Genomic DNA, 18,090 nt, shown 5'->3' with positions numbered 1-18,090 from the left:
ACACTAATCCTAACCAGATACTCACAAACTTAAATGTGTCTAATACTGGGTAGTCATCTTTAGGAAAATTAGATAGATAAGTTTTGACAATATGTCCAAAATTTGATATCATCGCTTCAATTATTCTAATATTTCTGCCCTTTATTCTATCATTTTAAAGGGCTTTTTTTCTCTTTATAACTATCGTTCAACACTTCTGCATCTGACCATATACCAGTGTAAACATAGTAGTACTTAAGCTGAGGACTTCCTCGTTTAAATAGTAGTGGATCATCGTATATTTTTTTGATTAAAGACTGCTTGTGTTTTAATTCATCATTAATATTTAACTTAGATTGAAAGTCGAAAAAATTTTTTATGCCAAAAACAAAATTTGAAAACTCTGATCCTTCAAAATTCTCACCGCTTTTTGCTTGTATAAATATTAAAGTTGCCTCAATTAATTTGTTTCTAGTAATGAGATCCTCTAATTCTTCTACATCATTAATTAAAGAACCATTTACTATAATTGCTATACCATCAATACCTAAATCGTTTCCTCCAGCTACACGAATATTTAAAATATTAAATTCTTCTTGATATTCGTTAGAGACTATACAATAATTACTAAAATGCTCAAAAATTTCAGATTCTTGTAAATCTTGTGATAGAGATTCTACTTGTTTAAATTTATCGACTAAATTTGAGATAATAATATTTTTCATAATTATTTTTAAATAACAGAATAAACTTGGAAAATCTCATCAGTATAGTGATTGATCACCTTAACTATAATTTTGCCAGATTTTTCCCCTACCTTTCTGAGAAATAAGGATTAATGGATGGGCTAGTGTGGAGTCTAATATCATATAAAACATTACTATTTTTCAGCAATATCTTTAATAATTTAATATTATAGCTTAAAATTAAAATTTTCATTGACAAAAACCACCCTATCAGTATCAGCGACGAGGATTTAGCATCCTAGACCGGCGGTTCCTTCATGCATGGCCCTCAAAGTTGTTTTTCTCCCTCTCGATTAATCTGCTCATTTTCATTACTATCTCGCTATTAGAGATCGTAGTATATACCTTGAGTCGCTAACCATTGTTTTGAGTCTTGGTAATCAGGCAATATACATTCAATAGTTTCCCAAAAAGTTTGATTGTGGCGGCGTTCTTTAAGATGAGCCATTTCATGAACAACTACATAATTTACTATGTTGCTTGGAAGCATTGCGACTCGCCAGTGAAAATATAGATCTCCTTTTGTGCTACATGAACCCCAACGATTCCCAAGCTCTCTGATCTGAATTGAGTTGGGATTGACTTCAACTCGATGCTTAAACTGCTCCACTTTACTCTGAAGATGGGCTTTAAGATGACTTTTATACCATTCAATAAATAATTCTCGACCTTGGTGTTGCGATGATTGTTGTAGCTGAAATCGTCCTCGGTAATATTTAAGTTTTTCTTGACTAGCATCATCTGCAATGACTTGTAGGCGATAGTTTCTCCCTAAATAAGGAAATCCTTCACCAGAGACATACTCTTTCTCTGGCACTGAGGGATTAAGAATTTCTTTTCTAATCAGGTGTTTATAAATCCACTGACTGCGCTGATGAACAATTTCTTGTAATTTTGATTCTGGAGTTTGCTCTGGTGCTGACAAGATCAGGCTACCATCTCGTTCGACGGTGATGCCCACTGTGCGTCGTCTACTGCTACGACGAACTTCTAGGGTTAAATCTTTATAAGCAATGATGTTCATCGTACTAACCATTGATGACGCTTTTTAGCAAGTTGCACCAATTGATCGGCGATCGCCTCTTGTTGTTCAAAGGAGACAATATCTTGATCATCCAAATAATTTACAATCCAAGTTTTGAGATTATTCTGGGCAACAGGATTGTTCCAGAAGTTGATGCGGCTAATGGTAGCGATAATGTGGGTAAGAATTTCTCTGGTCACTTCAATGAGTGGAGCTTGATCAATATTAGTCTGTTGTTGGAGCAGATCAAAAAAGGGCTGTTCCCTCTGGGGATCTAAGCCTGTGCCATTCTCTTGTCTGCCGTTTTGGATATTTTGAGTATATTTCTCAAGGGCTGCGGCTCTTTCATCCCAATTATCTGAGTATTTTTGCAGGATTTCCTCAAGATGTTCGCTCAAATTTTTGTAATAAACGGGATCTTCATCAAAATGGACTGAAATATGGTGACGGGCAGCATGTTCCATTTCCGCCGCTTGGGTTCTTGTGGATTGACGCTGGTTAACTTGTTGTTGAAATTCAAGGGAAAGAATATCAACAGGGGGGGTTTTGGGGTCAATGCCTTGAGTTTGGATGTAACTATCAATTAATTCTCTAACTTTTGCTCTCGCACCGACTAAATCAAGATGTTCATCACGATAAAGATCTGCTAATGATTTACGAATTAGACCTAATTTTTTAGCAATGGGGATATAGGGGGCAGCGGCCGGTCGGGGCAAAATAAGGTCAAGGGTTTCAAGAAATACCTTTAGAGACTCGATAAATTGAACCCTTAGTCGTTCATCATCGAGCAATTGTAAACAGGCTTCAACGTCACTTATATCAGTTTGGGATTCTTCAAAAATGGATAGGACTCGTCTGCATTGATCTTCGAGTTTGGGTAGTTCTGTCGAAATGTCAAAATGGGAATCAATTAAATCCTCCACGTCATACATAGCAAGGGCTTCATCAATTCTGATGCCATGGTAATCAACGATTAAACCGTAATCTTTCCCGTCATAGGTGCGGTTCACACGGGCGATCGCCTGAAGGAGTTCGTGCTCGACCATATTGCGGTCTATGTACATTGCCTGTTCGATGGGGGCATTAAAGCCCGTCAGCAACATACTTTTTACAATTAGAAAAGCTAGGCCATCTTCGGCCAATGGTTTTTTGAAACGTTCAATGAACTGATCTTGATTACTCTGACTTGTCCAGCATTGCCAATCTTGAGGATCTTCTTTATCGCCCGAAATAACAACAGCGGTTTCTAAGGTGCGGAGTATTTCGAGATGACGAGAGCAATAGGCTAAATATTGGGTTTCCTGATCGAGACTGGCGATCGCCTCATCATCAAGGCTTTGGAGAATTGCCCGCTGATTCTCTACTTTCTGAATTACTTCCTGTAGAGCGAGAGAAAAAGCTTCATGGTAACGGATGGCGGCCCGACGGCTGGAAGCAACGACTTGGGCTTTAAAACCATTGGGCAAAATATGACGAATGTAGTGTTGCAGCATATCTTTTGCCTTTGCCACAATCAGTTCCTTTGCTTCACCAACTTCCCCACGGGTTGCATATTTTTGTTTGATTTTACCCCGCTCTTCTTCAGATTTATCCCGAAAAATAACCTCAAAAAGCTGATCCAATGTTTCTCCATTGGCAACTGTAGCTCTGGCTTCTAAGCCTTCGTACATGATGCGTAGGGTAACGCCATCTTCTTGAGATTCTTTAATCGTATATTTATCAATCCAGCCGCCAAAAATCTCGGCGGTCTTTTTCTTTTTCGCCGCAACAATGGGAGTCCCGGTAAAACCAATCTTGGCGCAGTTGGGTAATGCCTTCATCAAATTCATGTGGAGAGCACTGGCATGGGAGCGATGAGCCTCGTCAATCATCACCAAGATTTCTGGGGAATCGTTGAGATGTTCGGGTATATATTCTTCGATGTCCTGAGGTTCTTCATCTTCACCCCGGAATTTTTGAACCATGCCGAAAACTAATCCGGCTCCAGGTTGGGCTAGATAATGTTCAAGTTGTTTGACATTTTTGGCAATTTGTAAGGGTTCTTTGGTGAGTTTAACGGTTGCCGATAGCTGTTTTTCGAGGTCGGTGCGGTCGGTCACAATAACGATTTTGAAGCGTTTTAGGTTTGGTGTCCGCCTAATTTTTCGGATTAGATACACCATTGAGAGGCTTTTCCCTGACCCTTGGGTATGCCAGACAATACCACCTCTCCGGTCATCACTATGGTCTTGGCGGGTTGAATTATTTTGCAGTCGGTCGATCGCCTTGAGGATGGCACGGTACTGGAGGTAACGGGGTAGAACCTTTTCAAGTTTGCCGGTGTGGGTGCTGAACATGGTGAAGTTCCGCAGGACATCCAGCACAATGTCAGGTTTGAGGAGTCCGGCCACCAAAGTCTGACGGTCACCGATAAGTTTCTCGACTGCAAAAATCTGGGCAATGGATTCGGGGGTGGCGGGATAAACATCTTTCCAAGCTAAATATTCATCATGTTTCGCACACACTGCTCCCACTACGGCCCGGTTTTGGGACATTGCCACCATCATTAAGTTGTAATGGAATAGCTTTTCTATGCCCTCGGGCTGTTCACTGTTGCGTTGGTTGGAATATTTCAGTAAATCCTCAATGGCATCAGTGAGAGGATTTTGTAGTGTTGGGCTTTTACACTCCATCACCACTAGAGGGATACCATTGACAAATAAGACAATATCCGGAATTGAGAAATGTTTACCGTTAGAGCTGGGGGGATCAACTCGATATTGATTGATGGCAAGGAAATCATTCTGCTCAATATTCTCGAAATCAATGAACTGAACAATTTCATCTTTACCATTGGGAACGAATACAGTCACACCATTCCAGAGCAGTTCTGTGATGAGTTGATTGGCTTCGATCAGCTTTTCGGTGGTGACAGCCCGCTCTAGCTGGGAAATGGCCGACTCAATTTGGTAGTCATCTAGCCATGGCTCTCCATCATCAGTCAGATTAATGCGCTTAAGGGCTTGCTGAAGTCGGGGCTTAATAAGAATCTGCTTAAAACTTTCCCGTTCAGTAATCAGTGGATCAGTAGGAACAGGTTGATCTTCCAAACAGCCAGGAACATATTGCCAGCCAAGTTTTTTTAATTCATCTAGGGTAGGTTTTTCAGAATAAAGATATTCAGGGCTTGATTTCATAATCCTAGACACTGATTTAATTTAGGCAGCAAGCAAATCCCCAGAAGAATTCGCAGGAAAAAATACCGCTGGTGAGACATGGAAAAATGTGGCCAATTCTTGGATATGACGGGTTGTGAGTTGTCGCTTGCCTTTTAACACCTCAGAAACAATAGATTCCGTTTTGAAAATTGGCACTAGATCCTTTTGCTTTAATTCATATTCTTCTATTAAGATTTGAAGGAGTTCTGTGCCATGAATATCGGGAATAATATCCCCTTGCTGTTGTTCGTATTCGTAGATTAAAGTGCCAAGGACTTCTAAATAGTCCTCTTCGTCAGCAGTCAGCACTTCTTTATCGAGGAGATTATTAACCACTGCTTGAGTTGCCCCAAAGTCTTCTGGAGAGCGAATAGGGCGGGGGGGAAAAGACTTGATTAATTCTAAGTATGTGCAGCTCATGGTAATAATTTTATGCTAAGTAAGGTAATTTTGTCTTTGACAAAGATTAATATAAAAAACTAAGTGCCTTAAAAGGAAAGCAAGATGATTTAAAGATTTTGTCTAAGTTAGCTATTCCTTAATCTTTTAGGAAATTAGATTTATGATTTAAACCATGAATCCTTTTTCCAATTACCTTTGCTATAGTCTGCGTGGGTTAACACGTCTCTGATATAAACTCGCCCAATATTGCTCTCGTTTGTGGGAAAGACAATTTTGGTGATGAGCCTATAATTATTTCCACCAATATTAAATACAGTTAGTTGCCCAACTGGATCTGCATGGGGAAAGGTTTGACGAACATCATCTAAATGTTTCCACTGGCTATGGCTGGCAATTTTGTACCAAGCCGTTAAGCTCGCTTTGGCATTCGGATGCTTTTCCCAGAATTGCTTCAGGGCAGTTTTCGAGATGATGTGCATAGGCAACGTTGCTCAAGATGGGGTTGACAGCCATCATCTGCTTTCCTCGATTATGGGGTTAACCACAATCAAATCTTAGCGTTTTGCGAAGTTTTTGGCAATGGTCACGCCCAGGGAAGGTGCTGATCAAATTTTTGAGGGTACGATAAAACACAAAAACCGCAACCTTTAATCCGGTGGCGGCTCGTGCGGCAGTCCTACGACTACCCCTGGGCTGTGCCCTTCCTTGGTTATACGTGATAAAGGTTGATCGCAATGGTGTGATATCACACTCAAACCGTGCATCTAAATCCATATCACACTACCTATAGTGGCTTATAAAACGATAATTTAACTTTGAGCTACTTGAACACCACTACCTATAGATTTATGGAGTTTTGTTAAAAATGGTGCGACATTTTTCCTTATTAATGAAAAGCAGTCTTTTCCGATAATATAAGCTTGAAATCAATGCAGTATTAACGAAAGCGATAATTATGGCGATCGCCAGCCGAGCAGGTCAGTATGTGCAGCAGGTGGAAGGTTATCGGGCGTTTATTCCAAAACCCTTGCCACCAAATCCTGCCGTCGAAATGGATCAGGAAATGTGGAACTTGCTCTCTAAAGCTGATCGGGCATTGGGTCGGTTGGATGGTTCAACGGATGCACTACCGAATCCTAATCTATTCGTGTTTATGTATGTGCGGAAAGAGGCGGTGTTATCGAGTCAGATCGAAGGCACTCAGGCTTCTCTAATTGATGTATTAGAGTTTGAATCTCAGACTTTGGATCCGGATAATCCGCAGGATGTGGCTGAGGTGGTGAACTATATTGCGGCGGTTAATTATGGTCTGAAGCGTTTACAGTCTTTGCCGATTTCTCTGCGACTAATTCGGGAGATCCATGAAAAACTGATGCAGGGGGTTCGGGGTGCTGAACGGAGTCCGGGGGAGTTTCGCCGTACTCAGAATTGGATTGGGGCAAGTGGTTGTGGGCTTCAGGATGCGAGTTATGTGCCGCCGCTGATCAAGATTGGCTTGGCTCATGCTCAGTTTGAGACGATTCACCCGTTTCTGGATGGTAATGGTCGAGTGGGTCGTTTGTTGATTACTTTTTTGCTTTGTGAGCAGCAGATTCTCCAGCGACCTCTGCTTTATATTTCCTACTATTTTAAGAAGTACCGAACTCGTTATTATGACCTGTTACAGGGGGTTCGGGATGCTGGGGATTGGGAAAGTTGGTTAAAGTTTTTTCTGCGGGGGATTGCGGAAACAGCGAATGAAGCGGCAAGGACAGCACGGCAGATTGTCCAGTTAAAGGAAGAACATCGTATTTTGCTGTTAGATCAGATGGGTCGGAAGTCTGGGAATGCGATCGCCTTATTGGAAACGCTGTATTTTAAGCCGATCTTCACAGTAGAACATGCCATGGAGGTAACAGGGTTATCCTACCCAAATGCAAATAAGTTGGTGAAAGACCTTTGTGATGTGGGGCTGCTAGAGGAAATCACAGGACAAAAACGGAACCGAGCTTTTTGTTATGCGCCCTATTTAGCGGTTTTTAAAGATGGTTAACTCGGACTTTGCCAGTGAGGAGGTCGTGCATTAGTCCTTTTTTATGTAGCTTGAGTTTTTCAAGATATGCTTCTTCTTTTTTTAATCGTTCATCAAATTTTTCATATACAGATGACATTCTGTCCTGCTCTTTCGGATTCCTAGGAAATGGAATAAGTAAAGGTCTTAAATCTTCAAGATTTATATTTTTTTGTGCACTTTGAGTTGCTTTAGCATCTAACTTATGTTTTGCAAATCTAATACAGAGTTCAACTAGCCGATGATTAAATTGTGGAAACACAGTAACACCAACAATACTATCAGGGAAAAACATAGGTATCCCCAAGATGGCTGTATCAGCAATATTTGCTGCAATTGTTACTGCAATTGTTCCTACAGGAAATTCTCGGCTAACCTTTGCCCCATTTTCATTTAGAGTTTGTGTATATGAACGAATTACTTGACCTAAATTTTGTGCAATGTCTCCCGTTTGAATAAAAGGATATTGTCCTCCATAAAAATTAGGATCGTTTCTTGGTCTATGAGTAAATTTACCTCGATCAACAGTAGCTAATTGAGACAACTCTTTTATATCCCACTCCTTAGGAATAAGCCCGATCGCCGACTGTTTGAATTGTTCTGGATGCCTTACGGGGTCACGGAGTTCGCCGTTTTCATCAATGCCACGGGTCAGCAGGTCATGGACTAAGCCCGCTTTGATCTTCTTCAGCTTGGCGATACACTCCTCCGTTTTGGCGATCGCCTCATCCATCGTATCCAATATTTCTGCTATCTTTTCCTGCTCTGGCAGTGATGGCAAATTGCATTTAATTCTATAAACATCATTTCGATTAAGTCCAGGTACTCCTGTAGAACTATCAAGTTTTCTCAAATCAAAAGACTTTAATAACCAATAAATGAAGCGTAAACTATTGTCTTGTTTTAAAGTTACATAATAAGTGGTATCAATAGCCCAACAATTTTTATTTGCCCAAACTACTTCGCCTACGCTGCCTTTACGCCCAACAATTATATTAGGAGAATCTAATAAATAAGCTTTATGGAATCCAATAATTCCATTAGATCCATAAACGGGATAATCTCCACCACTTCTATTTTCTTCTGTTAAAGTATTGCCATATTCGAGAATTATCAAATTTCCAAAATTTAATATATTCCAATTATTAGACATATCCCAATCCCTCCAAAAACTGATCTAACTTTGCCGCCGCAGTGTCCCGTTCGCTGACAATATCCCGCAACGTCACCCGATACTTATCCCACCAATTCTCAACCGCCGCCACCACCTGCTGAAAATGCGCCGCCCCATAGCGATCCAGATGGGACTTTAGCCCCTCATAAAACGCCGCCAACACCAACTTTTCACAACCCTCCTCACCAAGCTCTGCCCGTGCCGCCACTAACCGCCCAATAAGTTGATCCTTCAACCCCCGTAAAGCCTTCCGGGCCTCCGCCAAACTAGCCTTAATCTCGTTATAGGGTTCCAACCTCGCCTCAATTTCCCCAATCTCAGCCAACACCGGAGCCACAAACCCCTCCAGTTCCACAAGTTCCCGCTCCAGTGCCGTCGTATCATTGCCTAACTTTCTTTGGGCGGCGATCGAATTCTGCCCCTTCACCGTTGCCCCACTCTTCAGCACTTTGATCCGTTTCAGAGCATCCTTAATGTCATTCTTGAGATCCTTCCGGCGATCGTCCAGAGCCTTGGCCACATTTTTCACCGTTTCCTCCTCATCGTCATCTGATTCTTCAGCATCATCATCCCCCTGCTCAAACGCTACCTTTTGCTGTTCCAGATCCGCCACCAGACCTTCCGCCGCTTCAATTTCCTCCAGATAATCCGCCAAAAGCTGTACCACTAACTTGTGGCTCAACGGATCAAACTGCTCTTTACCCTTAGGCTGATCATCATCGTCATCCTCCAGAGCATCCCGAATCGTATCAATCCAACTATCCACCAACCCTGAAAAACCAGACTCCGCCAACGTCCGCAACTCATACCGTACCTCATCCCACCAAGTGGCAATAACCCCCGTCACCTTAAACCGATCCAACAGACCCACAGGCTCCAAACTAGCAATAAACGACTCAAAAAACGCCGTCCGCAGCTCCATCAAACCCTTCGACTCCGGCAACTGGTTCAACATCGGCGAATGCAACCACCACCACTCGTCAAACGCCCCATAGAGCCTTGCCTCCTGGGTCTTCACCCCCGCATCATTCGCCACAAAATCCTTAATTTGCGACTTCTCAGTAATCTCCGGCAAAAAATCAAAATATTGCATTACCAAAATCTCCCTAAGCCTTTTCCACTAAAATTCGCAGCGGGTCAAACCCATGACTGCCCATCAAATTCCGTTGTGCTTCTATCTCATCGAAAGGAATCCCCCCCAACAAATGAGCCGTCACATCCTGCGGTTCCGGTGGTGGCGCATTATCCGCATAACGCCGAATATTGCAATTAAAATCATTCTCCTCAGCAGCCAAAATTTCCCGACTGACCACCGCCGCATAACCTGGAATATCCACAAATGCCTCAAACGCATTCACAATTTTTTCGATATGCTCCGGCTTCAAATAATTCTGGGCCCGACCGGCATAGAACTCCGCATCCGCATTGATAAATAGCACCTTGCCCCGACGTTCCGGTAGTTTTTCCCCAGCCCGACGCATCACCAAAATACAAGCCGGGATACCAGTGCCATAGAACAAATTCGGCGGTAAACCAATAATTGCTTCAATCTGATCCTTCTCAATCAAACTTTTACGAATCTTCTGCTCATCCCCACCCCGAAACAAAACCCCGTGGGGCATTACCGTCGCCACTATTCCCCCGACCTTTAACACCGAGAGCATATGCTGAGCAAACATCAAATCGGCTTTCTTACCCGACTCCGGACACCAGCCATGATTAAACCGATTTTTAAACTCCAGATTTGTTTTCTCGTAATTCTGAGAAAAAGGCGGATTACTCAGCACCCGATCAAACCGCTCTAACTCTCCATCAACGATATGCCGAGGATTTTGTAACGTATCCTCATTTTCAATCCGAGCATCCTTAATCCCGTGCAACAACATATTAATTTTGCAGATTGCCCAAACCCCACCATTATTATCCTGACCACAGAGCGATAAATTCCGGGAATCACCGCCACACTCCTCAATGTACTGCTTCGCCTGGATGAGCATCCCCCCCGAACCCACACAGGGGTCATAGATTGACATCCCTGCCGCTGGCTTCACCAAACGCACCATCAACTGCACCACATCACGAGGCGTATAAAATTCCCCCCCCTTTTTCCCTGCTGAATCCGCAAACTCGGCAATCAGATACTCATAGGCAGCACCAAGTAAATCAGGAAAAACAAAATCCTCATTCAACAAACGGTACTTATTGAAATGAAAAATTAATTCCCGCAGCTTAGTATCCGATAGCGTGGTCTTCCCCACCTTCCGATTAAAATCAATATGTCCCAAAACTCCAGATAAAGCCACATTCGACTCCTCCAAAGCAGCCAGAGCTTTATTTAGACCATTACCCACATTGTCATGGAGTTCATCCCGAATCGTTGCCCACCTCGCCCGTTCCGGTACAAAAAAGTCTTGGTAACTACTTGCTCTTTCCGCCCGTTGTTTTGCTTCCTCCTCAGATCGACCCTTCGCCAGATTATCCCGAATAATCTGCTGATATTGCTGCTCAAACACGTCTGAAGCTCGCTTAAGGAATAACATCCCAAAGATATACTCCTTGAATTCCGAAGCATCCATTTTGCCCCGTAGAATGTCCGCCGCCTTGAAAAGATGACGTTCTAGCTGAGGCAAGGTCAGTTTGGGCATGGGTGGCAATCTTTATTGTTGGGCACAAACAAGGCAAGAGCGATAAACAAAACCTAATGATAACTGCCCTGGAGTCACATTCCCCCGTTGTCTCTGGTGGTAATGAAGATGACAGGGGGAGCATAAAGCCATCAAATTACTAGGGGAATTATTACTTGGATCATAATCGCAGTGATGAACCGCCATCCTGAGCCGATACCGTTCCTCCTTTAATAACCCCTTCCCCTCGCCAGGCTTGAGGCATTGCACCCCGCACCGTTCACAGACCCAACCAACAGCTTGCTTTTTTTGTAGGGCCAACTGAGGCCAGTCAGGAGAATAACGGTTATCTTTCATCCCAAACCCCTAGTATTTTTTTAGTCATCACTTGAAACCCCTAATAAAAACTTTGGCACTCTGTCTGAATCGAACTTCGACAAGCTCCTCACAATCAGACTCATTAACCCCTAGTAATTTTTATTGCACATTGCTGCCAAAAATCTTAGCAACATTTTAAACTTCCAAGCGTCTCCCCTTTTAGCCATTCGAAAGTTTACACAGTTAAACGTCTAAACTTTTAAATATTTAACCATCTAATGATTATCACCGTTACTGCTTTTAAAGGTGGGGTAGGTAAAACCACAAGCTCTATTCACCTGGCCGCCTACCTCAATAACAAAGCTCCAACAATCCTGATTGATGGGGACTTGAACCGTTCGGCACTGCTTTGGGCATCCCATGAAAAGCTAGATTTCCCAGTTGTTGATGAGCGGGAAGGATTAAAAGCGGCCCGTAATTATGAGCACATCGTCGTTGATACCCCAGCCCGACCAGAGATTGAAGAAATTCGATCCCTTGCTAGGGGGTGTGACCTCATGATCTTGCCAACGTCTCCTGATGCCCTTTCCATGGGAGCATTACAAGCAAACATCCAGACGTTTAAACAGCTAAACATTCCAAACTTTCGGATTTTGATGACTATTGTTCCGCCAAAACCTTCCACAGCAGGAACAGAAGCCAAAGAATATCTCCAAAGCTTAGGATTACCTGTTTTTAAGCGAATGATCACTCGATACGCCGCTTTTCCCAAGGCCGCCTTAGAGGGTTGTGTCGTTCGTGATGTCAAAGGCGATCGGTATGCAGGGGCCGGTTGGAATGATTACAAAACCGTGGGAGGTGAAATTTATGGCTAAGGAAAAAAATCGCTTTGCCGGCTTCGAGAATTTTGTTCAGGCAGAATCAACTAGTTCAGAATCAGTCAAAACAAAATCAGAAGCAGCGATCGCCAAAAGTAAAGATCCAAATTTTAAAAAAACCACTCTTTATATCTCCAAAGCCACCCACCTAAAATTACGCACCCATACCCTAAGCACTGAGCAAGATATGTCCGAATTAGTGGAGGAGCTGTTAGTCGCTTACTTCAAACGTCTAGACAGCTAAGCAGGGAAATGCTCGCACAGCTCTAACTGTTTAACTAGCTAACAATACAGACAGGTAAACGTCTAACTGTTTAGACAGTCACTATATCAGTTCAATTTTTCCAAAAAAGTGAGCTGTCACCGGCGGGCGTTAGAAAGGCTTCATAGATTAGTACAGTCTTTGCCAAGATATTGCAGAATGAGGACTACATCGACTTTCTTTCTATCCCATTCCTGCACCACATCAAGCTTATCCTTGGGGATATACTTTGACCCCTTGTGCTGTCTGATGCCATTCTCCCAAAGCTCATAGTGGTAATAGTACTGCTCATAGGATTTTTTGCCGGAGCGGGTCTGTTTTTCGCAATAGTGCAGTCGGATATAACCACTACCCTGGCCCCTAGATCGCCGGGGACGTACTTCCGGTAAGGGCCATCGAAGTTTTATTTTCACCCTGGGGCCAGTGGTGCTGGAGGATGGTGTGACAGTCGGGATCGATTTCAACAAACTGAGTTGTTTGGATTTTCCCCAGTCGTTCCCCTGCCAACGTGAATCCCTCACATCCGGCAAATAGGTCGAGGTGTCGAAGTTTTCCATGGCTAAAACTCCTTTTCATATTGAGGTTTGCAGTTTAGTTAAAAAACAAGTCAAACAGGGGCCGGGGCAACCAAATCAAGGAAAGACCAGAAAGTTGCCAGGATAGTGGAGCGTAAACGCTGGGGCAAAGTGGGTAAATAGTCCTCGGCAAATGATCGCCAACCCACGGCTTGGATAATTTCCACCACTTCGGCGATCGCCTCTGGGAGATTAATGCCCAGCAAAGCCAAAATTTCCGACGGCAGATCCTCCAGGTGGGAACCGAGCCTTATAGGGGACTTATAAGAGGAACTTCCCAGTTCAGTTGTATCCAGTAATGCCTTGGTAACCTTGGTGAGGGTAGCTCCCCCATTGGTCAACACATCGGTCACATTGCGACGACTGCAACCTAACTTCTCGGCAATGGCACTGCCGGTGGTGAAGCCAGAACGGATCGCCTCGACAATATGCCAGCGGGCAATCTGGGAACGATCGCCAGCGTGGGGAGTAATTTCAAAACCATGGAGGCAAACATAATCCGCCCCAAATTCCTTGACCCAGCCTAGGTCGTGGATGGTATTGTGCTGGGGGTCGCCGGTGATAATGAAATGGGTAAACTGCTGGCGGGGGTAGCGGTTAGCCCGCTGACGGCCAAAGTTTTGCAACACTTCCCTTTGGGAGCGGCGGTGGTAATGCTCCTCAAAATCTGCGGGTTGTCCGCCAGTGGCCAGGAATTGTGCCTTGATGGCCCCCAGATTGGGCAGGGGTAAACCACAGGAGAGCATCTGGGGCTGGCCCTCAAATTGATTACTGCCCCGACTATCCCGATACCATTGCCCTGCCGCCAATAGGGTTTCCAGTTGAGCCTTGTAGGTGAGCACCGGCATGGGGCCATAGGCTTGGAATAATGCATCCTTGACGGCGATCGCCTTTTCCATGGCCCTATCACTGGGTCGGGAGCTACCCCACCCCGGCAGCACAATTTGGACAACTTTGAGGTTTTGGAAAGGTTTTTCCGTTTTTCGTTTGATGACCTTAACCTTGTCCTTTTCGACATTGAGCAAGCAGGCAAAATCCGCCCCATTGTTGGTGGCATCTAGGGCAACTACATAATCAGCGTTCCTGATGGGGGCCAATTCCTGACGGCGATCGATGGTGAGCAGCAGATTTTGGGGAAACAGTTGGATTTGGACAGAGGCCTGGCCCTGGAGGCAACGGAGTAGATGGATTAGGCCATTGCTGGGTAATTCCTGGAGTTTTTCCTCCGTCATTTTGGTCGCTTCCCCCACAGCGTATTGATTACTGCGGCGGAACTGGCCCTTGAGTTTGGCGGTTTCCTTAGCTGTTAAACCTGCAAAAGCATCCTGGTTATCCTTGAAGGTAGCCAAGGTGGGGGCTGGGAAAATATCAAATAAATCCCGTTCCTTTTGCTCCAGTAGGGTGATCAGTTCCCCTAGTAGGTCTTGGTTGAGATCTTTGACCTGGTTAAGCACCTCAGCAGTGTCCAGGCCCAACTTGGGAGCACCAGCCATTAACCTTTCCAGCAGAGATGCCATTTCATCGAGAATATCTTTCTGGGCATCCGACAACTGGGAGTGGCGACGGTGGTAGGCAATTTCCTGGTCTAGCTCCCCAATATTGGTATTGATGGTTTTGGTGGGTTGCTCCTCCGCCGGTTCATCCCAAATCACCACAGTGAGTTGATTTTCCCCTTTAGCGGGAATTTGGCTGGGGTGACAACGGATAATTTGGTGTTGCAGGGCTAAGCGTCGTTGCTGGCGGAACATACCGGGGTCAGTGCCACAGTAGTTAAAAGCTGGGCAGGAGTGACAAATGGGATTATGTTTACCGCCCTGGTGGGGGTTATAGCCCTTTTCCGCTACTTGGTTAAATTGCTTGGAACGAATACAGTTAGCCGCTTCCTCTAGCTCCCCATGGGGAAAATATCGGTCTCCATGGCGGGTGGGCATGGCTTGAATGGCGGTTAAAGCTTCCACCGTGGGTTGACGGTAGGAATGGGAAATCAGATAAATCTTGATTTCCTGCTCTGGATGCAATGTTTCCAGTCGATGTGCCAGGACCTTCGCCAGGGGGACAATGGCATGGGACTTACCATCCCCAGTCCAGGAAGCATCGAGAACGTAGCGATTTTTTTCCAGTTGTTTAATTAGGGCATCAACCCGGTCGCCGGTGAATAGCTCCCCTGCAATCACAGGAGCACCAAAGCCCTGGGGTTTAATCCGTTTGACCTGTTTGCTAACCCAATCCTTGAACTCTGCAACGGTGGACTGTAGCCCAGGTACATCGGCAAAGGCTTCCTCCGGGGAAACCAGTTGGATGGCGGCGATCTGCTCCGGGCTGATTTCGTCAATGTCCCCCACCGATTTGTCGTGGCCCTGGCCCCAATCGGCCACATCTACTAGGTAACCCTGGGACTCTATAGCTTTTAGGGTTTTTGTATAAAATCCCATCACCGAAGAATTCTTTTCCATCCCTGCATCAGGGATTAAGCAGAACCTAAATGGACTAGAGAATTTCCTCGAGTGCGACGGGGGTAAGGTATCCGACAGCTCCGTCGGGGTAGGCTCTTTTGTTCCAAAGCTCGACGGCGTACTCCACTCCTTTAATAGTTTCTTGCTTTCCGTGAAGATAGTCCCAATCTTTTGCCCATTCATGGTGGGAAACAAACAGACACCAAGAATCTTGAAAGCAAACTGGGCTGATATTTGTACTGGAAATGAGTACTCCGTCTGCGTATCCTTTGTAGTTTGCCCAGTCAAAAAAGTCGCAAAGCTCATCATAGTGCTTTGCCATACACTGGAAAGCTTTAAATACTCGTTCTTCGTAAGTTTGCATAATTGCTCTTTGACATAATCCTCAATTTGTTTTAATCGGGCTGGATAACGTTTGATTGTAGTCATTCCCGCCGCCCCCTCAAACCCAACTACGGGAAAGTTCAATCTCTGAGCGGCGGACGGAGCTTTGTACTCAGGTCCTTCACAAATGCCGATATGGGTAAAGTCTGTCCAGTTCTCGGGGAAAAATATCCCAAAGGGAGTGCCCCCATCTTCTAGGTTGGGCTTGAGCCCACGATTAGCACTAGATATGGCTGAGTATTTTCGGTTGAGGTCGAGGGGGACATTTAGTCGGAGATTGGTTAGGTATCCTCCAATGCCGGGAATAGCAATTAGAATCCCATCGGCTGGGTTGTTTAACCCGCTGCCATAGCGATTGACCCCAGGCAAGTTTACATGGGCTGTATGGCTCAATTTCTGCCACTTTTTCACGCTACGACATCGGGCAATAACCTCTGGTAATATCCCGCGGCCTTCTAGATAGGAGCGATCTTCATCAGTCAAAGTCAACTGGTCAAGGATGGCTTTATAGCCCCTATCCCGTTGCTCTGGGCTGAGACATTTTTCTCGGCTTTGCCGTTCAATTTCCTGATTTCTGGTTTCCCTCTCCTCCTTCCTTTTTTCCCAGGCTTGTCGGTCAAAATCACCATCCTTGCGGGGGTAATGAACACCCCAAAGTCCATTCTCACTGGGTTTGACGTAGCGATGATCGGGATGACCATCTCCGTCGGGGAAAGTCATGCACAGCACCCCACCATCGGCTATGGTGCGGCAATTGCCATTGGTTTTAGCGCAGACTGGGCAAGGATTGTGGCGGCTGGTGGGTTGTAATTTGTTCTCCCCAAAGCTGGAATGGTTCGGGTTATTGACTAGGAGGGGGGAGAATGCGCTAGAATAGGACCCGTGTGAAGTTTTATAATGCTTCATCTCAGAAGCCTCCTTTCCTTTGGTTGCTTCTTGCTCTCCCAAAGAGCACAAGAACCGATTATTTCTAGATACGCATCCTTTCTTAGGACAACTAGAGCAGACCTGAATTCCGCCCGCCGCCAAGCTGAGAGGAATTTGGGTCTTTGGTTGTTTTGGGGAACTATAGGATGCGGCTGACCTTGCCGCTGAAACATTTCAAACCTCTAAATACTGAATGGGGAACGGTGGATCCTCCCAATAAATTTACAGGATTTTGCACTATTTTTTTGCTATTGGCGATGGGCCTTTTTTGCCCGTTGCCTTTTTTAGTGGGGTACAGGGGTAGAAGAACTCCGGGGGTAAAGGCTAGTAATTCAAGACCATAACTTAAAAGTCTCATCTTTTTCAAGGAGTTTGAAAATTTTTTCTTTGGGTTGACCGTGAGGGGGTAGTAGCATCGTTTTTGTAATTGCGCTAGAAATAAAAAACCGTTAAGTTTTAAGTCATAGAGAGGTTATCAGCATTGTTTCCTAAGTGGGAGCAGATAAATCTAAATACTTTCTAGCTAAATAGCTAAAGTAAAAAAGTCATTTAATATACAGAAACTTATAGGTCTTATCAATCTTGGTTATTGTTAAATCTCCGGGCTATTTCTGCCCTAAAGCATTCTTCCGCAATGGTTAGAGCTTAGTTGGTGCAAGAATCCCCCATTGTTATTGAGGGTTGAACTTTATTTAGGATTTGGCTTGTTTTCTCTTGAGCCATTCTTCCCGTGAGATAGTGCCAGGGGCCAAAACTGTCTGTTTCTCTGGTTCTTGTCGTTGTCCCATTTTGAGGGGCTGGGGTTTGTTTTTCCGCCATAGGTCACGGCCCAGGCCAAACTTGGCGCAACATCTTCTCAGGGCCATGGCCTCCGCATTGGAGCTTGGATCACCGTAGCTATTGCAATCAATGTCTTCAGTGCCGGTGGCCTGCCTGGTCAAACTGCGGTCATCCCCATGGATCGTGAGGGAGCCGGTGAGGGTTAGGCGATCGCCAATTTGTTGGGTGTCGATGATTAACCATTCCCAACCCCCCAGGCCACAAAGATCGTCGAGCAAGTCCGCTAGGTCATACCAGGCCACAAAATCAACGGAACC

The 18,090-nt window shown here is 44.7% G+C and carries 15 protein-coding genes and 2 pseudogenes; 3 read left to right on the top strand and 14 right to left on the bottom strand.

Annotated features, from left to right (window positions below):
- From H6G46_RS15580 to H6G46_RS15555, 6 genes and pseudogenes are all read right to left on the bottom strand, one after another.
- Positions 1 to 112: pseudogene (locus tag H6G46_RS15580) on the bottom strand (IS4 family transposase); the annotation flags it as partial.
- Positions 113 to 149: 37 nt separating this feature from the next.
- Positions 150 to 704 (bottom strand): hypothetical protein, encoded by a 555-nt coding sequence (locus H6G46_RS15575; protein WP_011153898.1) that lies wholly within the window; start codon positions 702 to 704, stop codon positions 150 to 152.
- Positions 705 to 1,050: 346 nt separating this feature from the next.
- On the bottom strand, positions 1,051 to 1,749 hold the full coding sequence (locus H6G46_RS15570; protein ID WP_041428300.1) for a SprT family zinc-dependent metalloprotease: 699 nt from the start codon (positions 1,747 to 1,749) through the stop codon (positions 1,051 to 1,053).
- Positions 1,746 to 4,925, bottom strand: a complete 3,180-nt coding sequence (locus H6G46_RS15565; RefSeq protein WP_041428299.1) for a type I restriction endonuclease subunit R — start codon at positions 4,923 to 4,925, stop codon at positions 1,746 to 1,748. The genes H6G46_RS15570 and H6G46_RS15565 overlap by 4 nt, the downstream gene beginning before the upstream one ends.
- A gap of 21 nt (positions 4,926 to 4,946) precedes the next feature.
- Positions 4,947 to 5,366, bottom strand: a complete 420-nt coding sequence (locus tag H6G46_RS15560; protein ID WP_011153895.1) for a transcriptional regulator — start codon at positions 5,364 to 5,366, stop codon at positions 4,947 to 4,949.
- 140 nt (positions 5,367 to 5,506) lie between these two features.
- Entirely contained in the window at positions 5,507 to 5,827 is a 321-nt protein-coding gene (locus H6G46_RS15555; protein ID WP_011153894.1) for a type II toxin-antitoxin system HigB family toxin, read from the bottom strand.
- A gap of 476 nt (positions 5,828 to 6,303) precedes the next feature.
- Here H6G46_RS15555 and H6G46_RS15550 point away from each other — a divergent pair, with 476 nt between their 5' ends.
- Positions 6,304 to 7,380 carry a Fic family protein gene (locus H6G46_RS15550; protein WP_011153892.1) on the top strand — a complete coding sequence of 359 codons (1,077 nt, stop codon included), beginning with the start codon at positions 6,304 to 6,306 and terminating at the stop codon, positions 7,378 to 7,380.
- On the opposite strand, the gene H6G46_RS15545 is transcribed toward H6G46_RS15550, so the two are convergent.
- Genes H6G46_RS15545 through H6G46_RS15530 form a run of 4 tightly spaced genes read right to left on the bottom strand, consistent with a single transcriptional unit; the run spans position 7,367 to position 11,553 of the window.
- Positions 7,367 to 8,551 carry a restriction endonuclease subunit S gene (locus tag H6G46_RS15545; RefSeq protein WP_011153891.1) on the bottom strand — a complete coding sequence of 395 codons (1,185 nt, stop codon included), beginning with the start codon at positions 8,549 to 8,551 and terminating at the stop codon, positions 7,367 to 7,369. The two genes, H6G46_RS15550 and H6G46_RS15545, sit on opposite strands and share 14 nt — an antisense overlap.
- Positions 8,544 to 9,665, bottom strand: a complete 1,122-nt coding sequence (locus tag H6G46_RS15540) for a hypothetical protein (RefSeq protein ID WP_011153890.1) — start codon at positions 9,663 to 9,665, stop codon at positions 8,544 to 8,546. Before H6G46_RS15540 ends, H6G46_RS15545 begins: the two co-directional genes overlap by 8 nt.
- Before the next feature lie 13 nt (positions 9,666 to 9,678).
- Entirely contained in the window at positions 9,679 to 11,217 is a 1,539-nt protein-coding gene (locus H6G46_RS15535; RefSeq protein ID WP_011153889.1) for a class I SAM-dependent DNA methyltransferase, read from the bottom strand.
- 12 nt (positions 11,218 to 11,229) lie between these two features.
- A complete protein-coding gene (locus tag H6G46_RS15530) occupies positions 11,230 to 11,553 on the bottom strand; it encodes an HNH endonuclease (RefSeq protein WP_011153888.1) in 324 nt (107 codons plus the stop codon).
- Between the two features lie 239 nt (positions 11,554 to 11,792).
- On the opposite strand from H6G46_RS15530, the gene H6G46_RS15525 reads away from it, so the two are divergent.
- Positions 11,793 to 12,389, top strand: coding sequence for a ParA family protein (locus H6G46_RS15525; RefSeq protein ID WP_011153887.1), 597 nt, complete (start codon positions 11,793 to 11,795; stop codon positions 12,387 to 12,389).
- Positions 12,382 to 12,636 (top strand): hypothetical protein, encoded by a 255-nt coding sequence (locus tag H6G46_RS15520; RefSeq protein ID WP_223211260.1) that lies wholly within the window; start codon positions 12,382 to 12,384, stop codon positions 12,634 to 12,636. Before H6G46_RS15525 ends, H6G46_RS15520 begins: the two co-directional genes overlap by 8 nt.
- 140 nt (positions 12,637 to 12,776) lie before the next feature.
- On the opposite strand, the gene H6G46_RS15515 is transcribed toward H6G46_RS15520, so the two are convergent.
- The 4 genes and pseudogenes from H6G46_RS15515 to H6G46_RS15500 form a co-directional block, all read right to left on the bottom strand.
- Entirely contained in the window at positions 12,777 to 13,175 is a 399-nt protein-coding gene (locus H6G46_RS15515; protein WP_223211259.1) for a hypothetical protein, read from the bottom strand.
- Positions 13,126 to 13,230 (bottom strand): annotated as a pseudogene (locus H6G46_RS18765) (DNA cytosine methyltransferase); the annotation flags it as partial. The gene H6G46_RS15515 and the pseudogene H6G46_RS18765, both read right to left, overlap by 50 nt.
- 31 nt (positions 13,231 to 13,261) lie before the next feature.
- Positions 13,262 to 16,972, bottom strand: coding sequence for a hypothetical protein (locus H6G46_RS15505; RefSeq protein WP_011153884.1), 3,711 nt, complete (start codon positions 16,970 to 16,972; stop codon positions 13,262 to 13,264).
- Positions 16,973 to 17,685: 713 nt separating this feature from the next.
- Positions 17,686 to 18,090 (bottom strand): hypothetical protein (locus H6G46_RS15500; protein ID WP_242021174.1); only part of this gene is annotated, 405 nt, incomplete at its 5' end.

The sequence above is a fragment of the Synechocystis sp. FACHB-908 genome (assembly GCF_014698595.1).
In the GTDB taxonomy this organism is placed as follows: domain Bacteria; phylum Cyanobacteriota; class Cyanobacteriia; order Cyanobacteriales; family Microcystaceae; genus Synechocystis.
The sequence above is the reverse complement of the archived record's forward strand: the minus strand, read 5'-3'. Positions and strand labels throughout refer to the sequence as shown.